General features: G+C 62.9%; 19 protein-coding genes. 13 read left to right on the forward strand and 6 right to left on the reverse strand.

The features are described from left to right. The first annotated feature begins 579 nt into the window (after positions 1-579). A complete protein-coding gene (locus VL598_RS02120) occupies positions 580-1,410 on the forward strand; it encodes an alpha/beta hydrolase (RefSeq protein ID WP_325325050.1) in 831 nt (276 codons plus the stop codon). A gap of 125 nt (positions 1,411-1,535) precedes the next feature. Continuing rightward, a complete protein-coding gene (gene hpnD, locus VL598_RS02125) occupies positions 1,536-2,396 on the forward strand; it encodes a presqualene diphosphate synthase HpnD (RefSeq protein WP_325325051.1) in 861 nt (286 codons plus the stop codon). Positions 2,397-2,508: 112 nt separating this feature from the next. Here the strand turns inward: hpnD and VL598_RS02130 are convergent, their stop codons facing one another. Further along, entirely contained in the window at positions 2,509-2,826 is a 318-nt protein-coding gene (locus tag VL598_RS02130; RefSeq protein ID WP_325325052.1) for a hypothetical protein, read from the reverse strand. Positions 2,827-3,064: 238 nt separating this feature from the next. On the opposite strand from VL598_RS02130, the gene ompR reads away from it, so the two are divergent. Continuing rightward, complete coding sequence (ompR, locus tag VL598_RS02135) at positions 3,065-3,799, forward strand: two-component system response regulator OmpR (protein WP_414718640.1); 735 nt, start codon at positions 3,065-3,067, stop codon at positions 3,797-3,799. Positions 3,800-3,837: 38 nt separating this feature from the next. Continuing rightward, positions 3,838-5,184, forward strand: a complete 1,347-nt coding sequence (locus tag VL598_RS02140) for an ATP-binding protein (RefSeq protein ID WP_325325054.1) — start codon at positions 3,838-3,840, stop codon at positions 5,182-5,184. A 118-nt stretch (positions 5,185-5,302) separates the two neighbouring features. Here VL598_RS02140 and ispF read toward each other — a convergent pair whose 3' ends face one another. Together ispF and ispD are read right to left on the reverse strand one after the other, a co-directional pair. Then, complete coding sequence (gene ispF / locus VL598_RS02145; protein ID WP_325325055.1) at positions 5,303-5,797, reverse strand: 2-C-methyl-D-erythritol 2,4-cyclodiphosphate synthase; 495 nt, start codon at positions 5,795-5,797, stop codon at positions 5,303-5,305. 74 nt (positions 5,798-5,871) lie between these two features. Then, positions 5,872-6,567, reverse strand: coding sequence for a 2-C-methyl-D-erythritol 4-phosphate cytidylyltransferase (ispD, locus tag VL598_RS02150; protein ID WP_325325056.1), 696 nt, complete (start codon positions 6,565-6,567; stop codon positions 5,872-5,874). Between the two features lie 215 nt (positions 6,568-6,782). Here ispD and mfd point away from each other — a divergent pair, with 215 nt between their 5' ends. The 3 genes from mfd to VL598_RS02165 all read left to right on the forward strand — a co-directional run bounded on the left by mfd (position 6,783) and on the right by VL598_RS02165 (position 12,759). Next, positions 6,783-10,262, forward strand: a complete 3,480-nt coding sequence (gene mfd / locus VL598_RS02155; protein WP_325325057.1) for a transcription-repair coupling factor — start codon at positions 6,783-6,785, stop codon at positions 10,260-10,262. 183 nt (positions 10,263-10,445) lie between these two features. Next, entirely contained in the window at positions 10,446-11,696 is a 1,251-nt protein-coding gene (gene argE, locus VL598_RS02160; protein WP_325325058.1) for an acetylornithine deacetylase, read from the forward strand. Between the two features lie 37 nt (positions 11,697-11,733). Next, a complete protein-coding gene (locus tag VL598_RS02165) occupies positions 11,734-12,759 on the forward strand; it encodes a threonine/serine dehydratase (protein WP_325325059.1) in 1,026 nt (341 codons plus the stop codon). 151 nt (positions 12,760-12,910) lie between these two features. Here VL598_RS02165 and VL598_RS02170 read toward each other — a convergent pair whose 3' ends face one another. Beyond that, complete coding sequence (locus VL598_RS02170; protein ID WP_325325068.1) at positions 12,911-15,415, reverse strand: penicillin-binding protein 1A; 2,505 nt, start codon at positions 15,413-15,415, stop codon at positions 12,911-12,913. Between the two features lie 433 nt (positions 15,416-15,848). On the opposite strand from VL598_RS02170, the gene VL598_RS02175 reads away from it, so the two are divergent. The 5 genes from VL598_RS02175 to mscL all read left to right on the forward strand — a co-directional run bounded on the left by VL598_RS02175 (position 15,849) and on the right by mscL (position 20,943). Continuing rightward, positions 15,849-16,445, forward strand: a complete 597-nt coding sequence (locus VL598_RS02175) for a hypothetical protein (protein ID WP_325325060.1) — start codon at positions 15,849-15,851, stop codon at positions 16,443-16,445. 492 nt (positions 16,446-16,937) lie between these two features. Then, on the forward strand, positions 16,938-17,615 hold the full coding sequence (locus VL598_RS02180) for a PspA/IM30 family protein (protein ID WP_325325061.1): 678 nt from the start codon (positions 16,938-16,940) through the stop codon (positions 17,613-17,615). A 124-nt stretch (positions 17,616-17,739) separates the two neighbouring features. After that, a complete protein-coding gene (locus VL598_RS02185; RefSeq protein ID WP_325325062.1) occupies positions 17,740-18,915 on the forward strand; it encodes a tetratricopeptide repeat protein in 1,176 nt (391 codons plus the stop codon). 11 nt (positions 18,916-18,926) lie between these two features. Then, the gene (locus VL598_RS02190) at positions 18,927-20,411 is read left to right on the forward strand and encodes an NAD(P)/FAD-dependent oxidoreductase (RefSeq protein WP_325325063.1); all 1,485 of its coding nucleotides are present in this window, start codon (positions 18,927-18,929) and stop codon (positions 20,409-20,411) included. A 94-nt stretch (positions 20,412-20,505) separates the two neighbouring features. Beyond that, on the forward strand, positions 20,506-20,943 hold the full coding sequence (mscL, locus tag VL598_RS02195; RefSeq protein WP_325325064.1) for a large conductance mechanosensitive channel protein MscL: 438 nt from the start codon (positions 20,506-20,508) through the stop codon (positions 20,941-20,943). 99 nt (positions 20,944-21,042) lie between these two features. On the opposite strand, the gene VL598_RS02200 is transcribed toward mscL, so the two are convergent. Continuing rightward, positions 21,043-22,665, reverse strand: coding sequence for an ATP-binding response regulator (locus tag VL598_RS02200; RefSeq protein WP_325325065.1), 1,623 nt, complete (start codon positions 22,663-22,665; stop codon positions 21,043-21,045). Between the two features lie 909 nt (positions 22,666-23,574). Between VL598_RS02200 and VL598_RS02205 the strand changes: the two genes are divergently transcribed. Next, positions 23,575-24,057 (forward strand): hypothetical protein, encoded by a 483-nt coding sequence (locus VL598_RS02205; RefSeq protein WP_325325066.1) that lies wholly within the window; start codon positions 23,575-23,577, stop codon positions 24,055-24,057. Positions 24,058-24,087: 30 nt separating this feature from the next. Here VL598_RS02205 and VL598_RS02210 read toward each other — a convergent pair whose 3' ends face one another. Then, complete coding sequence (locus tag VL598_RS02210) at positions 24,088-24,978, reverse strand: NAD(P)-dependent oxidoreductase (RefSeq protein ID WP_325325067.1); 891 nt, start codon at positions 24,976-24,978, stop codon at positions 24,088-24,090. Positions 24,979-25,100: the final 122 nt, after the last annotated feature.

Raw genomic sequence — 25,100 nt, forward strand, 5'->3', positions numbered from 1 at the left:
CATATTTTTAGGTCATTGTGCGCGCTGAGCCGGTGCTCGAACCGGGCGCAGCGTTGTGAATGAGGTGGGGTATCTGGAAATGAAGCAACAGCGCCCTATTATTGCCGATTCTCCAAGGCCCGGTGATGTGCGGACAAAGACTACAACACCTTGATTTCGCACAGGCAGTTCGATGGTGGCTAGCTAGTCGCCGCGACCGCCCGGATATGGACCTTGCGGCCAGCGCATTGTCGTAATCGTTTGCTTGCAACCGTCGCAGGGCCGGTCTCGATATGACAGACCTTTCCGTATTCAAGTTCGGCGCGACCGCACACTCGAGTACTTGCGCAGTAGTCCGCGCGTGCGCGATGATCTGCTCATTACGGCAGCACTCGCAACCGCCATTGCACGCGCTGCCATTGCGGCTGCTCTTTTGCGTTGAGGGCCGGCTGACTCCTTGCGATTGTTCCTCGCGAGCGAGCGGCCATTCGGGGAGATCGACCTCATGCTGTTTTTGCACGGCACTGAAAGCATCGGAATGACACCGACCCTCTTGCGAACGCACGCTTTGGAGCGCACGACCAAGCCGTGCGATCTCACGTGAAAGGCCCGTTGCGCGCGACGCTGCTCTCGGCCTTCGGCCTTGCAGCGGTCGGTTACGGATCGATCACGGCGATATTGCTCTGGCTTCAGGGCCGGCTCATCTACCCGCTCGATCGCATCCGCAACATTGCCCCCAATCCGGACGCGGATCGGCTTGAGCCCGTCAACATCGAAACGAGCGACGGCCTGACGCTGACGATTCGGCACCAATCCCCCCCCGCCACAGACGGCACGACGGTCGTGCTGTTTCATGGCAACGGCGAGGATCTCTCTCAGCGCGTGCATATCGCGCACGCACTCATCGAAGCCGGGTACGGTGTGCTGCTAGCCGAGTACCGCGGTTACGGCGGCAACCCCGGCAAGCCGCACGAGGCGGGACTCTATGCCGACGGTCGTGCGGCAATCGAATTCGCCTATCGGCACACGTCGCATGTAGTGCTGCATGGCTACTCGCTCGGCTCGGGCGTCGCGGTACAGCTTGCCACCGAATTTCCCATCGACGCACTGATTCTCGAGGCTCCCTTTACCTCCATGGTCGATGTTGCGCAGACGCGCTTCCCTTATGTACCTGTTCGTTGGTTACTGCGCGACCGCTACGACAGTCTCTCGAAGATAGGCCGCGTCAACGCCCCCGTCCTGATCTACGGAGGCCTCGCTGACGGTCTCATCCCGCCGCGTCAGTTCGAAGCACTGCATGCTGCGGCGCGTGGGCCCCGCCAACTCGCCTTGATCCCCGATGCAAACCACCTGGACGTCTGGGAGAAAGGCGGTGCCGATCATGTGCTCTCGTTCCTGCAAGCACTGCATGACGACACAAAGGCTGCTTGAGCCGGCCACCCTCAATTGAGGTCCACGCGCATCCGAGGCATTGCGCTCATCGCGACAATCGCGACGAGCGTGGATGCGGTAGTATCCGCTCTCCATTCGTTTCGTTGCTCGCGTATTCGCCCGCCGTGTCCCAAGCACCACGCCCCGTAGAGCGCCACTACGACGATTACTGCGCCCAAAAGGCAGCACCGCCCGGCTCCAGCGTCTATTACGCGCTGGGCCAGGCGCCGCTTGCGCGGCAGCCGCTGCTCGCTGCGCTATTCGCGCTGCACCGCGAGCTCGAGGAGACCGTCAAAGAAACGACCGATCCGGCCATCGGCCGGACCAAGCTTGCCTGGTGGCAGCAGGAGCTTTCCGCCCTCTCGTCAGGCCAGCCCTCTCACCCGGTATCGCACGCGCTCGCGGCACACGGATTCGATCTCGCCAGTGAAACCGAGACGCTGCATGCGCTCATCGCCGGCTTTGAGATGGACCTGACGCAGGCACGCTACCTGGACTTTGCCAATCTGCGCGCTTATATCGCGAACGTCGGCGGTGCATTCGGGGGCGCAGTGGCGCGCGTGACCGCTCGTGATCCTGAGCGTGCGAGCGAATGGGCGGCGCCCCTCGGCAATGCACTGATGCTCGCGCAAATCGTGCAGGAGGTCGGCAACGACGCACGGCACGGTCGCATTTATATCCCGATCGACGAGCTTCAACGTCATCACGTTACCGCGTCGGATTTGATTAACCGCAGGTACAGCAGCGCCTATTCAGCGCTCATGCGCTTTCAGACGAGCCGTGCCCGCGAGGCGCTGCAGACGGCACTCGCGGGTATTCCCGTCACCGAGCGCAAGACACAGCGCACATTGCGCGCGCAGTCGGCGATGGCCTTGGCACTGCTCGACGAGATCGAGCGCGACGATTATCAAGTCTTGCACCAGCGCATTGCCCTCACGCCAATCCGCAAGCTGTGGATCGCGTGGCGCGCGGCACGCGCGCGCTGATAAATCGGCGCCGCGAAGCCGCCGCGCAAACCTGCTTTCAGAAGAGAGGCATTGTTCGTCAGCGCATTTCGGATGCGCTCGAGTACCCTCGGGTGCGTTTCAGACGAATCGCTTAGCGCTTATACAGCTCGCGCACCGCCTCCTCGATGTGCTGCCGCAAAAGCCGGCGCTCCTCCGGCGTCATATGCCCGTCCCGCTGAGTCGTATCGAAGTCGAGCAGCGTATTGGTGCCCATGATGGGCGCGCCGGCGGAACTCGCCGAATGCTCCCGATGTGCTCGAGGCAGCCGATGCAGATGTAAGTCGAATGCGCCACGCCGATGTGGGTTGGCATGAGCCCCCTGCGGGAAGCCGATCATACCGACGAAGGCACCGGCAAGCGCAATAGCAATAGCCTGCGCCCGTGCGCGCGGCCATGCTGCCTGTGCCATTTTGTTCCCTTCATCGTGCGCGTGCCGCAACCGACTACCTCAAAAAAAACTTCATTAACCTTGCATCAAGGCGGACAAAGGTAAAAATATTATCGCGTGAAGTATCCACCGAACAACCAACGTTCGTGAAGCAATTTATTGTTTGCTCATTTACGCTGCCCCCTTCCGGGGGTAAATTCTGTAACTGACTGTTACCCTATATTCGAGACCTCCCGAGCTTCTGTGCAATCGCGCTAAGATGCCGCCCATGGAAACGAAAAACCCCTCCAAGATTCTTGTCGTCGACGATGACCCTCGCCTGCGCGATTTGCTGCGCCGCTATCTCGGCGAGCAAGGTTTCAACGTCTACGTCGCGGAAAACGCGCCTGCGATGAACAAGCTCTGGGTGCGCGAACGCTTCGACCTGCTCGTGCTCGATCTCATGCTGCCGGGGGAAGATGGACTGTCGATCTGCCGTCGTTTGCGCGGCAGCAACGACCGCACCCCGATTATCATGCTAACGGCCAAGGGCGAAGACGTTGATCGTATCGTTGGCCTGGAAATGGGGGCGGACGATTATTTGCCGAAGCCCTTCAATCCGCGCGAGCTCGTTGCGCGCATTCATGCGGTGCTGCGCCGTCAGTCGCCGTCCGAGCTCCCGGGAGCGCCTTCCGAAACGGCCGAAGTGTTCGAGTTTGGCGACTTCGCCCTCAACCTCGCCACGCGCACCTTGACGAAGGCGGGCCAGGAAATTCCGCTCACAACGGGCGAATTCTCGGTGCTGAAAGTCTTTGCGCGCCACCCGCGCCAGCCGCTTTCGCGCGAAAAGCTGATGGAGCTTGCGCGCGGCCGCGAGTACGAAGTGTTCGATCGAAGTCTCGACGTGCAGATCTCGCGTCTGCGCAAACTGATCGAGACCGATCCTGGCAGCCCCAGGTTTATCCAGACGGTCTGGGGTCTCGGGTACGTTTTCATTCCCGACGGCGCGGCGTGACGAACGGTCCAACGCGCCGTTGGCGTGTTTAGCAGGCCATGCGGATCGACCGGCGTTTCCTCGCACACCTCTTCGGCGGGCTTTTCTGGCGAACGTTTCTGCTGATCGCGCTCCTGATCGCGGTCAGCCTTGCGGCGTGGTTTCAGAGTTTTCGCGTCATCGAGCGGGAGCCGCGCGCCCAGCGCGTGGCGCTGCAGCTCGTCGCCATCGTCAAGCTGACGCGCACGGCGCTGCTCTACTCCGACCCCGACTTACGGCGCGCGTTGCTGCAGGATCTGGAAAGCAATGAAGGCGTGCGCGTCTATCCGCGCGAATCGACTGACAAGTACAAGCTTCAACCCGACGAGTCGCTCAACCGTCTCATCGAACACGATATCCGCGGGCGCCTCGGCGAGAGTACCGTCATCGCCCAATCGGTCAACGAGATCCCCGGCGTTTGGATCAGCTTCAAAATCGACGACGACGATTACTGGGTCGCACTCGACCGCGATCAGCTCGACACTGTAACGGGCCTCCAGTGGGCGGGCTGGGGCATCTTCGCGCTGGCCTTGTCGCTCTTCGGCGCCGCATTCATCACGAGCCTCGTGAACCGCCCATTCGCACGTCTGGCTGCGGCCGCGCGCAGGGTCGGCTCAGGACAATCGCCCGAACCGCTGCCCGAACGCGGCTTGGGCGTCGCCGCGGAGACGAACCGCAGCTTCAATCAGATGGTGCGCGATCTCGAGCAGCTCGAAGCCGACCGCGCGCTGATGCTGGCCGGCATCTCGCACGATCTACGCACCCCGCTAGCCCGCCTGCGGCTCGAAACGGAAATGAGCCCGTCGGATCAGGCGACCAAGGACGCCATGGTCGACGATATCGAGCAGATGGACATGATCATCGGGCGTTTTCTCGACTACGCCCGCCCCGCGCAGCGTACCGCCGAACCCGTCGACCTCTCGCAGATCGCGGGCGAAATGGCCGCGCGCATGGCCACCGAAGACGGTGTGCGGCTCAGCACGAAGTTCGCGCCGTCCGCTTTGATCGAGGCCGATGCGACCGACGTGCGCCGGGTTGTCGGCAATTTGCTGGAGAACGCAAGGAAATACGGCCACAGCGAGGCGGATGGCCTTCCACACATCATGGTCGAGACGCGCGTCGCCCACTCACGCGTCGCACTCTCGGTGCTCGACGAAGGTCCGGGCATCCCCGAGGAACATCTGGCGCTTGTGACGCGGCCCTTCTACCGTGTCGATTCGGCCCGCAGTCAAGCCGACGGAACGGGCCTCGGCATGGCGATCGTGCAACGACTCGTCAGCCGTCACCGCGGCACATTGCGCTTGCGTAACCGGTCGTCACACGGGCTGGAAGTGACGATTGAGTTCCCCGCCGCCAAGAGCAGTTGAGGGGCGACGAGTTAAAAAGCCCCTGATCAGCTGCGTTGCAATCAGCTGCGTTGCAGTTGTCAATGCTTCCGCTCAAATGCTTACAGTCGAGTAGCCAATCGAGGGGGCGTCAGCGTCGTCAGTCCTTGTCGGCGGAAAGGCTGCGCAACAGAACCACAGCCTGCGCCTCGATACCCTCGCCGCGGCCGAGATAGCCGAGCTTCTCGTTCGTCTTGGCCTTCACGTTCACGCGCGAGAGTGGCAAGCCGAGATCCTCGGCGATGTTGGCCCGCATGGCGTCGATATGCGGTGCAAGCTTGGGCGCCTGCGCAATCACAGTGCTGTCGACGTTTTCAATCCCGAAGCCCGCCTGCGCAAGCCGCACCGCACATTCGCGCAGCAGCACACGGCTGTTGGCCCCGGCAAAGCGCGCGTCCGTATCCGGGAAATGACGGCCGATGTCGCCGAGCGCCGCCGCGCCGAACAGCGCATCGGTAATAGCGTGCAGCAGCACGTCGGCGTCGGAGTGGCCAAGGAGCCCCCGCTCGTACGGCACCGTCACGCCGCCAATGATAAGCGGCCGCCCGGGCACCAGTGCGTGCACGTCATAGCCTTGTCCGATTCTGTAGTCCATTCGCTTGTTTTCCGTCTTGGTTTGATTGAGAGCGCGGCAGCCCTTTGCTTGCGCGTTGTTTGCGCGTTCGCGCCCTACCGCAGGATCGCATCCGCCAGGTCGAAGTCCTCGGGGTACGTCACTTTAAAATTGCGCAGATTGCCTTGCACGAGGCGCGGTGCGTGACCGGCCCACTCGATGGCGCTGGCTTCATCCGTCAACTCGTGCCCGTCGCGCTGTGCCCGCGAGATGGCCTCGCGCAACATGCCGATTCGGAACATTTGTGGCGTCTGCGCCTGCCAGAGGCCATTGCGCGATTCCGTCCGGGCGATGCGCTCGCCGTCTTCTCCATCGACGCGCTTGAGCGTATCTGCGACCGGTAACGCGATGATGCCGCCCACCGGATCGTCCTTCACACTAGCGACGAGCGTGCGGATCAGCGCCGGCGTGATGCCGGGCCGCGCGGCATCGTGCACGAGAACCCAGTCGTCGTCGCGTGCGCCGAACTCAGCAAGCGCCGACAGGCCGTTCATCACCGAAGCCTGCCGCGATGCGCCGCCGCAGCGCCTGACGGCGAAACGCAGGCCTGCGAAGCGCCGTGCGTCGAAGTGTGTATCGTCAGGCGCGAGCACGACGAGGGTCTGAGCGAACTCACTGCACGCGTCAAAGGCAGACAGTGTGAAATGCAGCAGCGGCCGGCCTGCGACCGTACAGTATTGCTTCGGCATGGGAGCACCGGAGCGGCTGCCGGTGCCGGCGCAAGGAATCAGGGCGAAAAGGCGGGAGGTCACGAAGCGCGTGGCGGATCAAAAATAAAGGACGGATTTTATAATAGCTGTTTCGCTGCGCGGAGCGCCGCCCAAAGGTTAACTTGGGGGACGCTTGCGTGCCGTCATTTGACGCGCCGCGCATCGTCGTTCGTTTCACAGTGCGCTTTATCATTGGGCGTCGTGGCTCACGCGAAAACGCGCGCGCCGTCTACTGAAAGGGCCGTTTATTCCTCGTCATGCCTCAAACCGCCGGATCACCTTCCTCGCCCCTCCTGCCGTTTTCCGTCGTCAAGCCCGGACAGCGCCATGCCTTCGACGGTACACAGGGCTCGTCCGATGCGCTCGTCATCGCTCGTTACGTACGCGCGGCCCGTGAAACCGTTCCGCTGCTCGCGGTAGTCTGCGCCAATGCCGTCGACGCGCACCGGCTTTCTCAGGAGATCGCATGGTTCGCGCCTGATGCGCGCGTGCGGTTGCTGCCGGACTGGGAAACGTTGCCTTATGACACCTTTTCACCGCACCAGGATCTGGTTTCGGAGCGGCTGGCGACGCTGCACGACCTCGGCGAGGGGCGCTGCGACGTGCTGCTCGTGCCGGCGACAACCGCGCTCTACCGGATGCCGCCCGCTTCGTTTCTCGCTGCTTATACGTTTTCGTTCGCGCAGGGCGAGCGGCTCGACGAAGCGAAGCTCAAAGCCCAGCTGACGCTCGCCGGCTACGAGCACGTGAGCCAGGTCGTACGCCCGGGCGAATACTGCGTGCGCGGCTCGCTCATCGACCTTTACCCAATGGGCTCGCCGCTGCCCTATCGGATCGATCTGTTCGACGATCAGGTCGACTCGATCCGGGCGTTCGATCCCGATACCCAGCGCAGCCTGTACCCGGTGCGCGACGTCCGCTTGCTGCCGGGACGCGAGTTTCCCTTCGACGAGGCGGCGCGCACGGCGTTTCGCAGCCGCTGGCGCGAGGTCTTCGAGGGCGACCCGAGCCGCTCATCCATTTACAAGGACATCGGCAACGGCGTGCCGTCTGCCGGCATCGAATACTATCTGCCGCTCTTCTTCGAGGAAACGGCAACACTCTTCCACTATTTGCCCGACGGCGCGCATCTCGCGTTCGTCGGCGACCTCGACAGCGCAATCCGGCGCTTCACGGCGGACACGAAGCAGCGCTTCGCGTTTCTGTCGCGTGATCGCGAGCGTCCGATCCTCGAGCCGCAGCGCCTCTTCCTCAGCGACGACGATTTCTACACACTGGCCAAGCCGTTTGCGCGGCTCGTACTGCCGAACAACGCCGGTGGCGCATGGGCCACCCCGCTGCCCACCCTGGCGGTCGATCGCCGTGCCGACGATCCCGTCGCCGCGTTGCGTGCCTACCTGGCAACGAGCGAGCGCCGTGTGCTGATTGCGGCGGAATCGGCGGGCCGGCGCGAGACGATTGCGCAGCTTTTTGCCGACAACGGCCTGCGCCCCCACCTGACGGACAGCTTCGAGAGCTGGCTGGACGGCGACGCGCCGTTCGCGCTGGGCGTCGCACCGGTCGCGAGCGGCTTTGCCCTGCCCGTTGAAGGCTGGGCGATCGTCACCGAAACAGAGCTTTACGGCGCGCTCGTACGCCGCGGGGGAAGAAGACGCCAGGAGCAGGCGACGAGCGTCGATTCGATGGTGCGCGATCTGTCCGAGCTCAAGCTCGGAGACCCAATCGTGCACGCGCAGCACGGCATCGGTCGCTATCGGGGACTCGTGGCGATGGACCTCGGCGAAGGCGAGACGGAGTTCCTTCATCTCGAGTACGCGGGTGACAGCAAGCTCTACGTGCCGGTCGCGCAATTACACGTCATCTCCCGCTACAGCGGCGCCGATCCCGAAAGCGCGCCGCTGCACGCGCTCGGCTCCGGTCAGTGGGAAAAAGCCCGGCGCCGCGCCGCGCAGCAAATTCGCGATACCGCGGCGGAGCTCCTCAACCTTTACGCGCGACGCGCCTCCCGCGAGGGACACGCCTTCGACCTCGATTCGCGCGAGTACGCAAAATTTGCCGAGAGCTTCGGCTTCGAGGAGACCACTGACCAGGCAGCCGCCATCACTGCCGTCATCGGCGACATGACGGCGGGCCGCCCGATGGACCGGCTCGTATGCGGCGACGTCGGCTTCGGCAAAACCGAGGTGGCGCTGCGGGCAGCCTTCATCGCAGTGATGTCAGGCAAGCAGGTTGCGTTGCTCGCGCCGACCACACTGCTCGCCGAGCAGCATACGCAGACGTTCGCTGACCGTTTCGCGGAGTGGCCCGTGCGTGTCGCGGAGCTTTCGCGCTTCAAGTCCACCAAGGAAGTCAATACGGCTGTCGCGCAGATCAATGAGGGTTCCGTCGACGTGGTGATCGGCACTCACAAGCTGCTCTCGTCGGACGTGAAGTTCAAGCGGCTCGGGCTCGTGATCATCGACGAGGAGCACCGCTTCGGCGTCCGCCAGAAAGAAGCGTTGAAGGCGCTTCGGGCCGAGGTGGACGTGCTGACACTCACCGCAACGCCGATCCCGCGCACGCTTGGCATGGCGCTCGAAGGGTTGCGCGACTTCTCGGTCATCGCCACCGCGCCGCAAAAGCGCCTCGCTATCAAGACGTTCGTACGTCGCGAGGAGCACAGCGTGATCCGAGAGGCTATGCTGCGCGAGCTGAAGCGCGGCGGCCAGGTGTACTTCCTCCACAACGAGGTCGAGACGATCGAAAACCGCCGCGCGATGCTCGAGGAACTCGTGCCCGAAGCACGGATCGTCGTGGCACACGGGCAGATGCACGAGCGCGAACTCGAGCGCGTCATGCGTGAATTCGTCGGCCAGCGCGCGAACGTTCTGCTTTGCACGACCATCATCGAAACCGGCATCGACGTACCCAGTGCCAACACGATCCTGATTCATCGCTCCGATAAGTTCGGGCTCGCGCAGCTCCATCAATTGCGCGGGCGCGTCGGGCGCTCACACCACCAGGCCTACGCCTATTTGCTCGTACACGATCCGCAAGGGCTCACGAAGCAGGCGCAGCGCCGCCTCGAAGCGATTCAGCAAATGGAAGAGCTCGGCTCAGGCTTCTACCTGGCCATGCACGACCTGGAGATCCGCGGCACAGGCGAAGTGCTTGGCGATAAGCAATCGGGCGAGATCCACGAGATTGGCTTCCAACTGTACTCGGAGATGCTCAACGACGCCGTCAAGGCCCTCAAGAACGGCCAGGAGCCCGATCTGACGGCCCCGCTCGCCGCCACCACCGAGATCAATCTGCATACGCCCGCCATTTTGCCGGCCGATTATTGCGGCGACGTGCAGGAGCGCCTGTCGATCTATAAGCGCTTGGCCAACTGCGAGGACGACGACGCGATCAACAACATCCAGGAAGAGATGATCGACCGCTTCGGCAAGCTGCCTCAGCCAGCGCATGCGCTCGTGGAGACGCACCGGCTGAGGCTCGCCGCCAAGCCGCTCGGCATTTCGAAGATCGACGCCGGCGATAGCGCGATCAGTTTTCAGTTCGTGCCGAATCCGCCCATCGACGCCATGCGGATCATCGAGCTGGTCCAGAAGAACAAGCACATCAAGCTGGCTGGCCAAGATCGGCTGCGGATCGAGACGCGCAGCCCCGACTTCGCGGTACGTGTGGCCACTGTCAAGGAAACCCTGCGAACGCTGGCAGCACCCGCCCGGCAGCCCGCAACGGCCGCGAGGTAAGACACAGGGAGAAGGAAACGGGCCGACGACACGCCATCGAAGCGGGACGGCCCCCTTCTCCCCCTTTTCCCTGCGGGGCTGCATCGGAACATCGGACTGGCTGCGTACAGTGCACGTCGCATTATTTGGGTGCACCGGGCGTTTTTCGGTATGATCAAGAGATCCTAAGCCGGAGAACGCGTCATGTCGCACGAAGCTGAGACGGTGCATCGATCCTCCTCTTGCCCTCCTTCGCAAGTCCCGGCTTCTTCCGCTTCCCCGCTTCCCGTCAGTCTGCCTTGGATCGAACGGCTCGTATCGATCGATACGACCAGCCGTCTGCCCAACATCGGGCTCATCGAAACGGTTCGCGACGCACTGGCGGCACTCGGCATTGCTTCGACTCTCACGTGTGACGAGCGTGGTGAATGGGCGAACCTCTTCGCGACGATCCCGGCGCACGATGGCGCCACGCATGGCGGCGTCGTATTGTCGGGGCATACGGACGTGGTGCCCGTCGACGGACAGCAATGGGATAGCGACCCGTTCAAGCCCGAATTGCGCGACGGTCGTCTGTACGGGCGCGGAACCTGCGATATGAAGGGCTTTATCGGCGCGGCCCTATCGCTCGTGCCCGACATGCAAGCCGCCAAGCTTGCCAAGCCGATTCACCTCGCCCTTTCGTTCGACGAGGAAATTGGCTGCGCGGGCGCGCCGCTCATGATCGCCGACCTGCAAAAACGAGGCGTGAAGCCAGAGGGATGCATCGTCGGCGAGCCGACGAGCATGCGTCCGATCGTGGCCCACAAGGGGATCAACGTCTATCGGTGCTGCGTGCGCGGACACGCGGCCCACTCGTCGCTCACGCCCCAAGGACTCAACGCGATCGAGTATGCCGCGCGGCTTATTTGCCATATTCGGGATATGGCCGACGCACTACGTCGCGACGGCCCGTTCGACGAATGCTTTGACGTCCCCTTTACGACAGCACAAACGAGCACGATCGAAGGCGGCAACGCGATCAACACCGTGCCGGCCGAGTGCCGTTTCGCCTTTGAATTTCGGAACCTGCCGACGCTCGACGCCGCCGACATTTTTGAGCGCATCGAGCGTTATGCGCATGACACGCTGCTGCCGCAGATGCGGCACGAGCATCCCAACGCCGCGATCGAGTTCACGCGAATCGCCTCGGCACCGGGACTCGACGCCGCCGAGCAGGCAGCCATTACCGAACTCGTGCGCGCACTGAGTTCGGACCACGCGACACGCAAGGTCGCTTACGGTACCGAAGCGGGGCTTTTTGCGCGAGCCGGCGTGCCGAGCGTCGTGTGCGGTCCGGGCGACATCCAGCAAGCCCACCGCGCCAACGAATATGTCGAGCTTTCGCAATTGTCGGCCTGCGAAGCGTTCTTGCACAAATTCATTCGCAGCATGTCGGTCGACGCGCAGCGGTGACGCGCGTCATTTTTTGTCATTCACGGCTCGCTCGCTCATGTCTACCACCGCAACACCGCTGCACACCGACCACACGATCGACACTGAGCCGATCCCCACACTCGATGCGATCGCCGCACAGCATTTCGCACTGGCGCCTTGGGTGCTGCGCACCCCGGTCTTCGAAAGACACGACTTCCCCTCGCTCGAGGGCACGAGCGTCAACTTCAAATTCGAACTGCTGCAGGCAAGCGGCAGCTTCAAGGTGCGCGGGGCCTTTACCAACCTGCTGGCGCTCGATTCGGCTCAGCGCAGCGCCGGCGTCATTTGCGTCTCTGGCGGCAACCACGCCGCGGCGGTCGCTTATGCGGCGATGCGGCTCGGCACAAACGCGAAGGTCGTCATGTTCCGGACGGCTAGCCCGGCACGCGTTGCCCTTTGCAAGCAATACGGCGCCGAGGTTGTCATGGCGGGAACACCGGCCGAGGCCTTCGAGCTAGTGCGCCGGATCGAGGCCGAGGAAGGCCGCTTCTTCGTGCATCCGTTCAACGGCTACCGGACAATTCTTGGAACGGCGACACTCGGCTACGAGTGGGCAACGCAGACCCCCGATGTCGACGCCGTCATCGTGCCGATTGGCGGCGGCGGGCTGGCCGCCGGCGTGTCCACGGCATTGCGCCTTGCGAACCCGCGCGTGCATGTCTACGGGGTCGAGCCAGAAGGCGCTGACGTGATGTCGAGAAGCTTCGCCGCCAATCACCCTTTAAAAATCGGGGCCATGCATACGATTGCCGATTCGCTGATGGCACCGTATACCGAGCAGTACAGCTACGAGCTGTGCCGACGGCATATCGATCGGCTTGTGACCGTGACGGACGACGAATTGCGCGCCGCCATGCTCAAGCTTTTCATGCAGTTGAAGCTGGCCGTCGAGCCCGCCTGCGCAGCGGCGACTGCGGCCCTGCTAGGCCCATTGCGCGAAACGCTGCAAGGCAAACGCGTCGGCGTGCTTCTGTGCGGCACCAATACGGATCCGAAAACGCTCTCGGCGCAGCTACAACTCGCCGCGTCGACACACGCCTGAGTCGCCTCGAAATCGAGCCACACCCACCTTCGCACCGTTTGGGCTTGTCGAACGGATGACGTTGTCATCCTCCGCTGCCGGCAGCGACCCGATCGCCTAGGAGGCATCGCCTCCGGGCGCCGCGACAGTGAAGGTCAGGAAAACAGGCCGATCAGGGCCGGTTATTATCCTGGAACATGTCGATAATCTGCTTTTTCTCCTGCGTCGACACATCAGGCGGCGCAGCGGGCGCCGTACTGGGCGGAGCAGGCGGCGTCGGCAATCCCGCAGGCCCGATGTTGCCGATCGAATCGGTCGAATCGCCAGGGCCAGCTAAAGCAGAGCCCGAATCCAGCCCGAGACTTGCCACGAAGCCGTTGCCCGGCGTCATGTCGGCGTAGTAGAGCTCGCCGTTGAGCGTCGTGACCCCATCGGGCGTCGGCATCTCTTCTTGGGGCACGCCGCGCAGCGCGTGCGACATGTAGTCGATCCAAATCGGCAGCGCGAGCTGCGCACCGAACTCGCGGCTACCCAAGCTCTTTGGCTGGTCATAGCCCATCCAGGCCACAGCAACGAGCGTCGGTTGAAAGCCGGCGAACCAGCCGTCCTTCGCATCGTTGGTCGTACCCGTTTTGCCGGCCAGATCGGTACGCTTCAGCACATTGGTGCCGGCGCCCGTACCTGCAGTCGCAACCGAATGCAGCAGGCTGGTCATCATGTAGGCATTCGCAGCGCTAATGGTGCGTGGCGCGTCGCGTCCAGCGACGATAGGTTGCGCCTTCGAGATCGGCTGCCCATGCGCATCATCGACTTCCGCAATCAAATAGGGATTCACGCGGTAGCCGCCGTTCGCAAAAACGGCATAGCCCGCGGCCGATTGCAGCGGCGTGACAAGCCCGGCGCCCAGCGCCATCGGCAGATACGGCGGTGTCTTGTCGGCATCGAAACCGAAACGCTGCGTTACGTAGTCCTGCGCGTATTTCGTTCCGATATAGGACAGGATGCGGATCGATACGAGGTTTTTCGACTTCTCCAATGCAACCCGCATCGGCATCGGCCCTTCGGGCTGATCATCGTCCTTGGGCTCCCAAGCTTCGCCGCCCGGCGTTGTCGGCGGGAAGTACAGGGGCGCATCGTTGATGATCGTGGCCGGAGCCAGCCCTTTGTCCAGCGCAGCCGAGTAGATGAACGGTTTGAAGCTCGAGCCGGGCTGCCGCCAGGCCTGCGTCACGTGATTGAACTTGTTCTTGTTGAAGTCGAACCCGCCGATAAGCGCGCGGATCGCGCCATCCTGCGACGACAGCGAAACGAGTGCCCCTTCCACCTGCGGCAGCTGCGTAATCTGCCAATTGCCTTTGGCGTCGGGCATCAGCCGCACGATCGAACCCTGACGGATTCGCTGCGCCTGGCTCGCACGCGGACTGAGCCCGGTAGCAACGAATCGCAGGCCGTCGCCGGTCACGGTGGCCGTCGTACCGTCGACGAACTGCACGCTGACCTGCTTGGCGTTTGCGTCAGTGACGACGCCCGCAACGATCTCTCCATCGTCGGGGTGATCGGCGAGCGCATCATCGATAGCTTCGTCACGCTCGTCGCCGTCGGCCGGCAGCGTGACGAAGCCCTCTGGGCCGCGATAGCCGTGGCGGCGCTCGTAATCCATGATGCCCTTGCGCACGGCGTGATACGCGGCGTCCTGATCGGCCGAGTCGATCGTCGTCACGACGGAAAGCCCGCGCGTATACGTTTCGTCCTTGTATTGCGCGTACATCAACTGCCGCACCATCTCGGCGACATACTCGGCGTGCACGCTGTACTCGTTGCCCGACGACTTCGTGTGAATGTCCTCCTTGATCGCCACATCGTACTGGTCCTGCGTGATGTAGCCGAGGTCGAGCATTCGCTTGAGGATGTACTCCTGACGGATCTTCGCGCGCTTCGGATTGACGATCGGGTTATACGCGGACGGTGCCTTGGGCAGCCCAGCCAGCATGGCCGCCTGTGCGAGAGTGATGTCCTTCAGATCCTTGCCGTAATAGACGCGAGCTGCCGCTGCAAAGCCGTACGCGCGCTCGCCGAGATAGATCTGGTTCATGTAGAGCTCGAGGATCTGATCTTTTGTCAGCGTGCGCTCGATCTTATAGGCAAGCATCATCTCGTAGATCTTGCGCGTGTAGGTCTTCTCGCTTGAGAGAAAGAAGTTCCGCGCCACCTGCATCGTGATGGTGCTCGCGCCCTGCGATGCGCCACCGTGCATGAGATCGGTCGTGCCGGCACGCAGGATGCCGACGAAATCGACGCCGCCGTGCTCGTAGAAGCGGTAGTCCTCGATCGCGAGTACCGCCTTCTTCATGACATCGGGGATATCGGCAAATCGCACGAGATTGCGCCGCTCCTCCCCGAACTCGCCAATGAGCACGTGGTCGGCCGTGTAGACGCGAAGCGGCACCTTCGGGCGGTAGTCGGTCAACGCATCAAGTGAGGGCAACTGCGGCTCCATCACAATCAGCGCATAGCCTACGACGAGCGCGCCCACGGCGGCCAGCGTTGCAGCTAGCCCAACGAGCGTGAGCGCGAGCCGGCCCCCGATCGAGCCGCGTTCGCGCGGCGGATTGCCTCGGGGGGTGTCGCGGCCATCGGACTCGTGATCTGGGGATGAGGGTCTTTTGATGATCGGCATGACGGCATGGTCGGCGCGGCTCACCGGCCGCTTCGCGCTCGCCCTCGGGCGGCGCTCGGGGACTCAGCTGGTAATTGTAAAGTGTAAATGCCCAAGGCGCCGTGGCCGCCTACGCAGCACCCGGCACCGCATTCTAATGAAATCGACGCAACGGCATCGGAGTTTTTTTTGTAAAAATTCCCTACGTTGTAACTATGTGTGCTACCCCACGGGCTTGGTGCGGTTATCAACAGAAAATGTTGAAAGCCCTGTGGAAAAGCGGCAGAAAAGCGATGCAAGTCCTTGAAACAATGAGAAATGTGTCCGAGTACACATTTCTCATCAGCGGCTTGCGTCTTACTATTACGGACGACGTCAATTTGACCGGAATTTGACCGGAAAAACGGTCCGTTCGTCCCCCGGCTTTTGTTCACTCCTTGCCCGCGAGTCGACCATGAAAAACAACAGCGAACGTCTCGTCGTGTTTGTCACGCCCGCTCTAAAACGGGCCATCGCGGCCACGGCCCGCGAACTCGACATCAGCGTCAGTGAATTGCTGCGGCGCGCGGTGCTCGCTTTCGACGAAACCGCCAATCCGGTACGCGCTGCACGTATTGTGGACAATTGGCACACCCGGCAGGCGCCGAACGCGCTGGACGAAATACTGCGTCGAATTGACGCGACGGCGATCCACAGCGACTCCGCTCAGCCCGTCCTCCCGCCGCCGGCGCAGCGTGTCTCGACAATCGATGCTGACGATGCGGAGGCTCTTGAATCCTGTCGCTCCGAGTGCGACGCCGATGTTTCCCCGCAAATCGCGGACGCAAAGTCTGAGCCCGTTGCCTGTGCCGTCGCGCACGCGCTGGCGTTGCATCATGAAGACGCCGGCGCGCGCGAGGAATCGGGAAGGACCGTTATCGATGCTCAAACCGTCGCACGCATGGCCGCGCGATGGCTGACGGTCGTTCGTACGCGCGACGCCGACACCGCAGCCGCGTTCGATCCGGTTGAAACCGTGCTCGCCACGAGGTGGGCCCGTACAGGTTCGTGATCGTATCGCCAGACGCCGTGTCTCGTCGATCGACCGACGTTATCGATGTCTGAAATCGCATCCGCTCCCATCCGACTTGGCGAGCGGGCGTCATTTGCCGGCGATAAACCGGCGCAGCCAGTGCCAGTGGCGCCATCAACCGCGCACGCCCGCCTTTCATCGTCCGTGTTGCCCCTTGCCAGCTTCGAGCCGGGAGACTCACCGGGCACGCCCTACATGGCCTTGCGCGCCGATCCTTGGACCCGCCCCCTGTCTTTAAGACCGTTTTAACGCTGCACTGATGTAATATCCGCGAGCAGCTGCCATACGCACAATCTGTGCCGGGACGCATTTCGCGCCGCGCCCAATTGCCGCTATTGCATTTGCCGCATTCGCCCAGACATCTGCCCCCAGGCGGGAATTTCCGCCGCCGGAGCAGCCGGCGTAGAGTATCGATGAAACCGCAACGCCCGCACGTCAATCGTCCGGCGCCGAGTCAACTAGGAGAATCTCATGTCGCTATTCGACTCCATTTCGCGCACCGTCAAGGGGCTCTTGAACGACGCGGCCGAGTCCGTCCAGGATCCGTCGCGTGATGCCCGCCAGATCGTGCGGGAGCTCGACGACAGCATTGCCAAGGCGGAAAATGCGCTAATCGAAATCGAGGCGCAGGTCGCCACGCAGCAAAGCAAGCGCGATTCGGCCGCCGAGAAAGCCCGCAAGTATGAAGACGGGGCAAAACGCGCGCTGCAGGCGGGCAACGAAGGCCTAGCACGCGAGGCACTGGCAGCGCAGGCGAACGCCGAAGCCGAGCGCGACGCATTGACGCACGAACTGGCCACACTCGAGCCCTCTGTCGATCAGTTGAAGAACCAGATCGCCGATATGCGTCAGCGCCGCAACGACCTGAACGCGCGTTCGAGCATCCTGCAGGCGAAGCAGCAAATCGCACAGGCCAAGGACACGGCGGCCACCGCGCTCGGCGGCATCGGCGGCAAGAATTTGTCGGAGGACTTCCGCAAGCTCGAGGACAAGGTAGCGTTGTCGAATGCTCGCTCGGACGCGCGACTCAACTCGGCCGACGTCTCGAGTGGCAAGGCGCTCGACGACAAACTCGCGGCGCTCGATCACGGCCCATCTGTGGAGGACCGGCTCGAAGCCCTCAAGAAGCAAATGAACCCGCCGGCGTAATAACGCCGAGACGGTTCAAAGCGTTGTCCGGCAGGCACGCCGCATGAGCATTCGTTGAATGCGGCACGTCGCATCGATATCAGGATTGTCATGGAGACGGGCGTAAGCTGCCCGGTTCAGCCCAATGAAAAGACTTCTTGCAGCCGCGGGTGCATCGCTGCTGCTCATTTCGAGCGCCGCCTTTGCCGTTCCGAGCGCGCAGCAAGTCGAGCGCGCAATGGGGCAAGGCAACTGGCAGCAGGCCGATGCGGAACTGAGCGAGGTGCTCAGAGCGCACCCGAACAATGCGCATGCGCACTACCTCTACGGCCAAGTGCTGGCACGCGAGGGCCGCTACGCGGAGGGCCTCACGCAAATCGAGCAGGCGAAAGCCCTCGATCCGACGATCCGCTTCACCGACCCGACGCGCTTCGCACAAGTCGAAGCGAGCGTTCGCAGCGCCGCGAAGCGGGCCGGCGTCTCGACCATGCAGGCACCGGCCGAACAAGCTACGCCTAACGCGTTCCAGGCGCAGTCGGTTGTGCCGACGAATGCGCACCGAGGGCCATCGATGGCGGCTTGGATCGGGATGGCGATCGTCATCATCGCCATCGCGCTCGTGCTGCGCTGGACCTTGCGTCGCTCGCGCTCGAACGAGGACAGTCGTGCCGACGAGGAGCGACGGGAGCAGTTGAAGCGAGCGACGGAACTGCTCAACGAAACGCGATCGATCAAGCTCGATGCGCGCCTTTCGACTGCGCCGGGGCATGAGGCCGTTGCAGCCGAACTCGAAAGCGTCGAAGCACAATTGCGCGACCTCGTCGAAACGCTGTCGGGCGCAAAGAATCCCGTGCCGGCCTATCGGCTCGAAGAAATCGATCGCCAGCTCGTCAGCTTGAAGGCGCGCGCGGAAGGCCGGCCCGATCCCAATGCGGCTGCGGCAACAGCTGCGGCGCCGGGTTACGGCGCCTCTTCCTATGCGCAGGAGGCCGAGCGATTCCAGCAGCAGGGACCGCAACCGCCGTATCAGCAGCCATATCAGCAACCGCCCGTCGTCGTCCAACAAGGCGGTGGCTTTGGCAGCGGCGTGGGGGGCCTGTTGACGGGCGTCCTGCTGGGTGAAGCGTTATCGCAGGGCCGAGATCGCGTCGTCGAGCGCGACGTCTATATCGACGACGACGCACGCCGGCGCGGCGGGAATGGTGGTGACGGCGGAAACGGCGGCGGCCTCGACTTCGGGCAGGGCTCGAACGACTGGAGCGACAACAGCGGCGGCGTCGATTACGGCGGCGACGACTCCGGCGGCTGGACCGACACCTGAGCGTCATCGGCATGGCGTTAGAGGCCGCGCGGACCACGCCGCGCATCGCGATCATCGGCTGCGGCTTCGCCGGCATCGGCATGGCCATCCGCCTCAAGCGGATGGGCATTGCGTCGTTCACGGTCTGCGAGGCTGGCGCCGACGTCGGGGGAACGTGGCGCGAAAACACGTATCCCGGCGCCGCGTGCGACATCCCATCGCACCTCTACTCGTTTTCCTTCGAGCCGAATCCGGACTGGTCACGGACATTCGCGTCGCAGAAGGAGATCCTCACGTATCTGAAGCATTGCGTCGGCAAGTACGAGCTTTCGCCCTTCATTCGCTTCAACACGCGCGTGCTCTCGGCGCGCTTCGACGACGACGCACGTATTTGGCGGCTCGATGTAGAGACCGGTGGCCGGCGCGAGACTGTCCAAGCCGACGTCGTCATTGCCGCCAACGGCGCGCTGTCACGGCCTGCGCTGCCGCAGATCCCGGGCATCGACCGCTTCGCCGGCAAGCTCTTCCACTCCGCTTGCTGGGATCACGATCATCCCCTCGAAGGCAAACGAGTTGCTGTGATCGGCACCGGTGCAAGCGCCGTGCAATTCGTGCCGCATATCCAGCCGCGCGTGGCGCAGCTTCTTGTTTTCCAGCGCACGCCGCCCTGGATCATGCCGCGCCGCGACCGTGCCGTGAGCGAGCGCGCCAAGCGTCTATTCCGTACGTTTCCTGTTGCCCAGCGCATCGTGCGATGCGCCATCTATTGTCAACATGAAGCGCGCGCGCTCGCCTTTGTTGTCGAGCCCAAGCTGATGAAGCGGCCGACAGCATTCAGCCTCAGCTATCTCGCGCGCCGCATCAAGGACCCGGCGCTGCGCGCCAAGCTTACGCCCCATTACCGCCTTGGCTGCAAGCGCGTGCTGCTGTCGAGCGACTACTACCCGGCGCTTGCCCAACCCAACGTCGAGCTTGTCACGACGTCGATTCGCGAGATCGCCGAGGATGGCCTCATCACCGAGGACGGAACACACTACCGCGCTGACGCGATCGTCTGCGGGACGGGATTTCAGGTGGTCGATGCCGGCGCCCCGTTCACGGTAATCGGCGCAAACGGAGCAGACCTCGATGCGCGTTGGCGTCGCGAGGGACCGGAGGCTTATCTCGGCACCACCCTCGCCGACTTTCCCAATTTCTTCATGATCACCGGGCCGAACACGGGGCTTGGGCATAACTCGATGGTCTACATGATCGAGTCGCATATTGCGTACATCTCGGACTGCTTGCGCGCGCTCGAGAGGCGCGGTGCGCGTACGATGGACGTCATGCCTGGCATCCAGCGGGCCTTCAACGACCGGCTCCAACGCAGTTTGGAGGGCACAGTCTGGAATACCGGATGCCGCAGCTGGTATTTGTTGAAGAGCGGCAAGAACGCTGCACTGTGGCCCGGCTTCACGTTTTCCTTCCGTCGACTCACACGACGAGTGCGGGCCGAGGATTATCGGTTCACTGATTGACCGTTCGAATTCGAACGTCCTAGCCGTTCGCTATCATGACCGCGCGGGAACACTGACCTGCCGCCGGTGCTCCGTCTATAAGGAAGGAATAAAAATGAACATCATCAAAGAGTTCAAGGAGTTCGCCGTCAAGGGCAACGTGATGGATTTGGCGATTGGCGTCATCATCGGCGGTGCGTTCTCGACGATCGTCAATTCCATTGTCAAAGACCTCATCATGCCGATCGTTGGTGTCGTAACGGGCGGCCTCGATTTTTCCAACCAGTTCGTCCGGCTCGGCCATCTCCCAGCCTCGTTCAAAGGCAATCCTGACTCGTACAAGGACTTGCAGACAGCCGGCGTTGCGGTGTTCGGCTATGGCTCCTTCATCACGGTCGTGATCAACTTTCTCATTCTGGCCGTCATCGTGTTCGCCATGGTGAAGTTCATCAACACATTGCGCAGTGCGGAGCGGGACGCAGCCGTCGCGCCGCCTCCGACACCGGAAGATACGCTGCTTTTGCGAGAGATTCGCGATTCGCTCAAGCGGTAAAGTCGCGCTGAATACCGAGCATCGAGCACAGCCCGCGAATCAATCGTCTTGCGGGTCTTGCTCCCTATCGCCGCACCTGCATGCGGCTGCTTCGGTGAACTAGGCGTGCGCTGCGCGGGCACCCTCGCCGCGCGACTTTCCGTCGGCAGCATGCCGGATCAGCGTTTCGAGCTGGACGAAATTGATCGGCTTGGTCAAATGGGAGTTGAATCCGGCCGCGAGGCATCTCCGTACGTCTTCCTCGGTGCCGAAGCCCGTTAGCGCCACAGCGGGCACTTGAGACCGCTGTCGGAACGCGCCGATGAAATCAATGCCCGTACCGTCGGGCAGTCCGATGTCGCTCACGATGAGATCGAACGGCCTTGCATGCGTCGCGGCAAGCGCATCAGAGACGCACGATGCAATCGTCACGTCGTGCCCAAGCCCGCGCATCAGTTGCGCCATCACTTCCGCCGTATCGACATGGTCCTCGACGAGCAGAATCGAAAGCCGCTCGTCCGCGCCCGCCCCGACGGCGGGCACGGCGACAGGTTCCGTGGCGGGCGCGGTGACCGTCGGCAGCAGGATCGTGAACGTCGCGCCGCAATGCGGCCCCGGACTTTGCGCGCTGACCGTGCCGCCATGCGCATCGGTCAACGCCTTAGTGATGGCGAGACCGAGACCGAGTCCGCCGAACTGCTGAGTCATGCGCTGGCTGCCCTGCTCGAAGGCGTTGAATAGCTTGCCGATCTGATCGGGGGCGATGCCGATGCCTGTATCCTCGATCGAAATCTCGATCTGCATGCGCGCATCACGCGTGCGCACGTAGATGTGTCCACCTTCGGGCGTGAACTTCGATGCATTGCGCACGAGATTCCACAACATTTGTTGCAGCCGGGCACGATCAGCCATCACATGATGATTTTCGGACATCTTCTCGACATGCACCTCTTGCTGCTTGACCGCGATCTCGCTGCCAAAAAGTCCGAGGACACTATCGATGACTTCATGCACGTCCACCGTCTCGAGCGAGAGGCGTAGCTTGCCGTTGGCAACCCGCGTCAGATCAAGCAGATCGTCGATGAGCCTTGCTTCGAGCTCGATGTTGCGGCGGATCATTCTCACGCTTGCCTGCGCCGCCTCAGGCAGGCCTGGCATGCTTTCGAGCCCCCGCGTGCCGGCCAGCACCGGCGTGAGCGGCGTGCGCAGCTCATGCGAGAGCATCGCCAAGAAGCAATCCTTGGCCCGGTTCGCCTCCTCCGCCACCTGCCTTGCACTCTGCTCGGCGGCCAGCAGGCGGTCTCGCTCTTCGAGCACCTCGCGTTGCGACTGGAAGACGCGCTGCAGGCGGATCGGCGCAAGCACGCGCTCGACGGCCTCGGGCAGATAGGCGAGGTAGTCGCCCGATTTCGGCACGACCTCGGACACCCCAGCGCGCAAAGCCTCGATGACCCGCGAGCCCTCCGCCAAGCTCGTCACCATGATCGCCGGTAGCCCAACGCCCTCGCGCCTCAGACGACGGAAGAAATCGAGGCCGGTTTCTGCGCCCTCGAGTGGGTGGCCGAACACGAGCAGATCGGGCCGGTCTCGAGCGATGCGCTCGGATGCAGCGGCAACTGCTGCACTAGCGAACACGATACAACCTGCCCGCTCGAGCGATTTGCGGGCAAGGCGCAAACTGCCCTCGTCGTCGTCGACGATCAGCACTCTCGCGGGTTCCTGGCGGGACGCGGCGTCGGTCATGATCGCTCTGGCCTTAAGTCGTAGTCGTCGTATGTATAGCGCTATCCGTCGACGGTCGTCTTTCACAGATTACGACACACGCAACGGTTGTTCGCGCAACGTGACAAAAAAAATCGCAGCGACACCTTTCACCGACTCACCCCAGACGCGCCCGGCATGCCGCTTGGGAATGCGCTGAACAATACTGCGCATGAAGGGATCGGGAATACCGGCGCGTCATCGGTGTATTCAGCCCCAATCTGCGCCCGATTTGCACTGACGGCTTCGTGAATCCGGTGCGTACGCTCACATTGCACGAACCGTCAACGACAAGCGTTTGTAGGCGGGCGAGCCGGCTCTCGGGCTGACTTCGAACATCCTGCTGATCCATCATTGGTGGGTCTCACGTCATGAGCCCTGCGCGCAGTGACTCCTTGCACAAGCGCGGATCGGTACCAGTCCGCCCGGGACCGACCACTGCTCAACCTCTTTCGCCTGCTCCTGAGTCTTCGATAAGATGCCGAGCAGCGTCTCTTCTGTTCTTGGCGGCCCTCATGCGTTGCGAATGAGCGGCGCCCCCACGGGCGCCCCGGCACAGCCTTTGCACCGCAGCGACGTGCGAGGCCTCAAACTGCCCCATTATCATTGCGCATCCCAGATATTTCAACGCAGTGCCGTGAAGCCATAGCAAGCGATGGCACACAGAAGGCTGCGATTTTTTTCTGCATTCGGTCCGCACTTGGACGAATCTGAGGCCTATTATTGGCGTAGATGGCAAGCGGGTGACGGCCACGACGCGCTGCGTGGCTCCTCGCCCGTAAAAGCATCGGGACCGGCCTGCGCACGGATACGTGCACGATCGTGAACACGCCCTCCCCGTATGCTATAAAAGATCGACGTGCGGCGCGCGAGAAGCCGGGGAGTGGTCGCATGAGGACGCTGTCTTTCTTGCAATTCTTTTTCAGGCGAATGTTTATGTCCTTCCCGAAAAAGCGCAGGCGCGCCAGCGCGCAGAGCGAGGAATCGTTTCTGGCCGTTTTACGTCAGTTCAAGCCTTTCGGCCAACTCGATACCAAGATCGCACGCGCTCGCGCTCAGGACGAACCTGTCCTTTACGCCCACGTCCTGCCCGGGCTCGATGTCCTGCTTTGCAGCGTGCGCGGGGCACAGCCGCCTTACCCGGCTGTCGAAGACCTGCGCCGCCGCTGCATCGAATCGATTGCCAACGCGCTCGAGCAACCGCTCGACGGGCTCGAGAACGGCGGTTACTGGTACGAGGCAAACGGCTTCGGGTTCCTGGTATTTGCCAGTCGGGCACGCTCCCGGGTTCTACCGGAGTTCGGCGCAGGCATGGCAACGCGCAGCGTACGGCGTCAGAATGCTGGCGACGCCACACCGCGCTCGTTCCGGTAAGTGCGCGGGAGCTGGGTAGCCCCTTCCCGTCTAGTCCCGGGCGCGCGGCTGCACGACCTCGATGAAGGCAGCGAGGTCGGCATGCGCCAATCCCATCGCAGCGCCGAGCCGCAATACCTGCTGAACGGTGCCGGCTACTGGCATCACTGCGCCGGCTTCGCGCGCAGCGTCGGCTACGGTATCGATATCCTTCTGAAATGTCCTGAAGGAGCCTAACGGCTCGTGTCCCGCGGACGTCATGCGCGGCACGAACGTACGCAAAAGCGTTGAATCCGCCCAACCGCCCGCAAGCGCTTCGGGTAGCCGGGCCGCGTCGATACCGCTGCGTTGGGCGAGTGCGACAGCTTCGGCGATCGCTGCCACGGTCGCGCAGACGATGGCCTGATTACACAGTTTCGTCGTCTGTCCCGCGCCGACCTCACCCATGCGGGTGACCCGGGCCGCATAGGAGTCGATGACGGGCGCGAGCACAGCGACATCTGCTGCGGCGCCGCCCGCCATGACGGCCAGCGTGCCGGCGACGGCCCCAGGTACCCCACCGGACACCGGCGCATCCACCCAGCCCACCCCCATTCGGGCGGCCCGAGCGGCGTACTCGCGAGTCGTCGAAGGGGGAATGCTCGAATGATCGACGATGTAACGCACCCGAGCTGCACCCGATTCGGCTTGGTCCTCGCCGAGCACGCCACCGAGGCCGAATACGACTTCATTCACAGCGTGCGCATCAGTCACGCACAGAAACACGGCCTCAACGCGTGCCGCAAGCTCCGTCGGAGTGTCGACAACACGCGCACCGTCTGCAATCAGCGTCTCGGCCTTTGCGCGAGTCCGATTCCAAACCCACACGCGATGCCCCGCCTGCAACATACGGCGCACCATCGGCACACCCATCAAACCCAACCCGCAGAAACCGACTTCCATTTGCGTTTCTCCTATTTCCGCTTTTCGCCCCGCCATTTTCTAGCCCCCTTGTCGCCGTTTTCGCCTGCTTTCGTCGCAAGCGCACAGCACTTCGCCGAACGCCGGGGGGCCACCGCACGCTG

The organism is Trinickia sp., from assembly GCF_035492435.1.
Lineage (GTDB): Bacteria > Pseudomonadota > Gammaproteobacteria > Burkholderiales > Burkholderiaceae > Trinickia.

Excerpts from the sequence above, each read along its gene's own strand:
- VL598_RS02130 (WP_325325052.1), bottom strand. The coding sequence starts at position 2,826 with ATGGCACAGGCAGCATGGCCGCGCGCACGGGCGCAGGCTATTGCTATT.
- ompR (WP_414718640.1), top strand. The coding sequence starts at position 3,065 with ATGCCGCCCATGGAAACGAAAAACCCCTCCAAGATTCTTGTCGTCGAC.
- VL598_RS02140 (WP_325325054.1), top strand. The coding sequence starts at position 3,838 with ATGCGGATCGACCGGCGTTTCCTCGCACACCTCTTCGGCGGGCTTTTC.
- ispF (WP_325325055.1), bottom strand. The coding sequence starts at position 5,797 with ATGGACTACAGAATCGGACAAGGCTATGACGTGCACGCACTGGTGCCC.
- mfd (WP_325325057.1), top strand. The coding sequence starts at position 6,783 with ATGCCTCAAACCGCCGGATCACCTTCCTCGCCCCTCCTGCCGTTTTCC.
- argE (WP_325325058.1), top strand. The coding sequence starts at position 10,446 with ATGTCGCACGAAGCTGAGACGGTGCATCGATCCTCCTCTTGCCCTCCT.
- VL598_RS02165 (WP_325325059.1), top strand. The coding sequence starts at position 11,734 with ATGTCTACCACCGCAACACCGCTGCACACCGACCACACGATCGACACT.
- VL598_RS02170 (WP_325325068.1), bottom strand. The coding sequence starts at position 15,415 with ATGCCGATCATCAAAAGACCCTCATCCCCAGATCACGAGTCCGATGGC.
- VL598_RS02175 (WP_325325060.1), top strand. The coding sequence starts at position 15,849 with ATGAAAAACAACAGCGAACGTCTCGTCGTGTTTGTCACGCCCGCTCTA.
- VL598_RS02180 (WP_325325061.1), top strand. The coding sequence starts at position 16,938 with ATGTCGCTATTCGACTCCATTTCGCGCACCGTCAAGGGGCTCTTGAAC.
- VL598_RS02185 (WP_325325062.1), top strand. The coding sequence starts at position 17,740 with ATGAAAAGACTTCTTGCAGCCGCGGGTGCATCGCTGCTGCTCATTTCG.
- VL598_RS02190 (WP_325325063.1), top strand. The coding sequence starts at position 18,927 with ATGGCGTTAGAGGCCGCGCGGACCACGCCGCGCATCGCGATCATCGGC.
- mscL (WP_325325064.1), top strand. The coding sequence starts at position 20,506 with ATGAACATCATCAAAGAGTTCAAGGAGTTCGCCGTCAAGGGCAACGTG.
- VL598_RS02200 (WP_325325065.1), bottom strand. The coding sequence starts at position 22,665 with ATGACCGACGCCGCGTCCCGCCAGGAACCCGCGAGAGTGCTGATCGTC.
- VL598_RS02205 (WP_325325066.1), top strand. The coding sequence starts at position 23,575 with ATGAGGACGCTGTCTTTCTTGCAATTCTTTTTCAGGCGAATGTTTATG.
- VL598_RS02210 (WP_325325067.1), bottom strand. The coding sequence starts at position 24,978 with ATGGAAGTCGGTTTCTGCGGGTTGGGTTTGATGGGTGTGCCGATGGTG.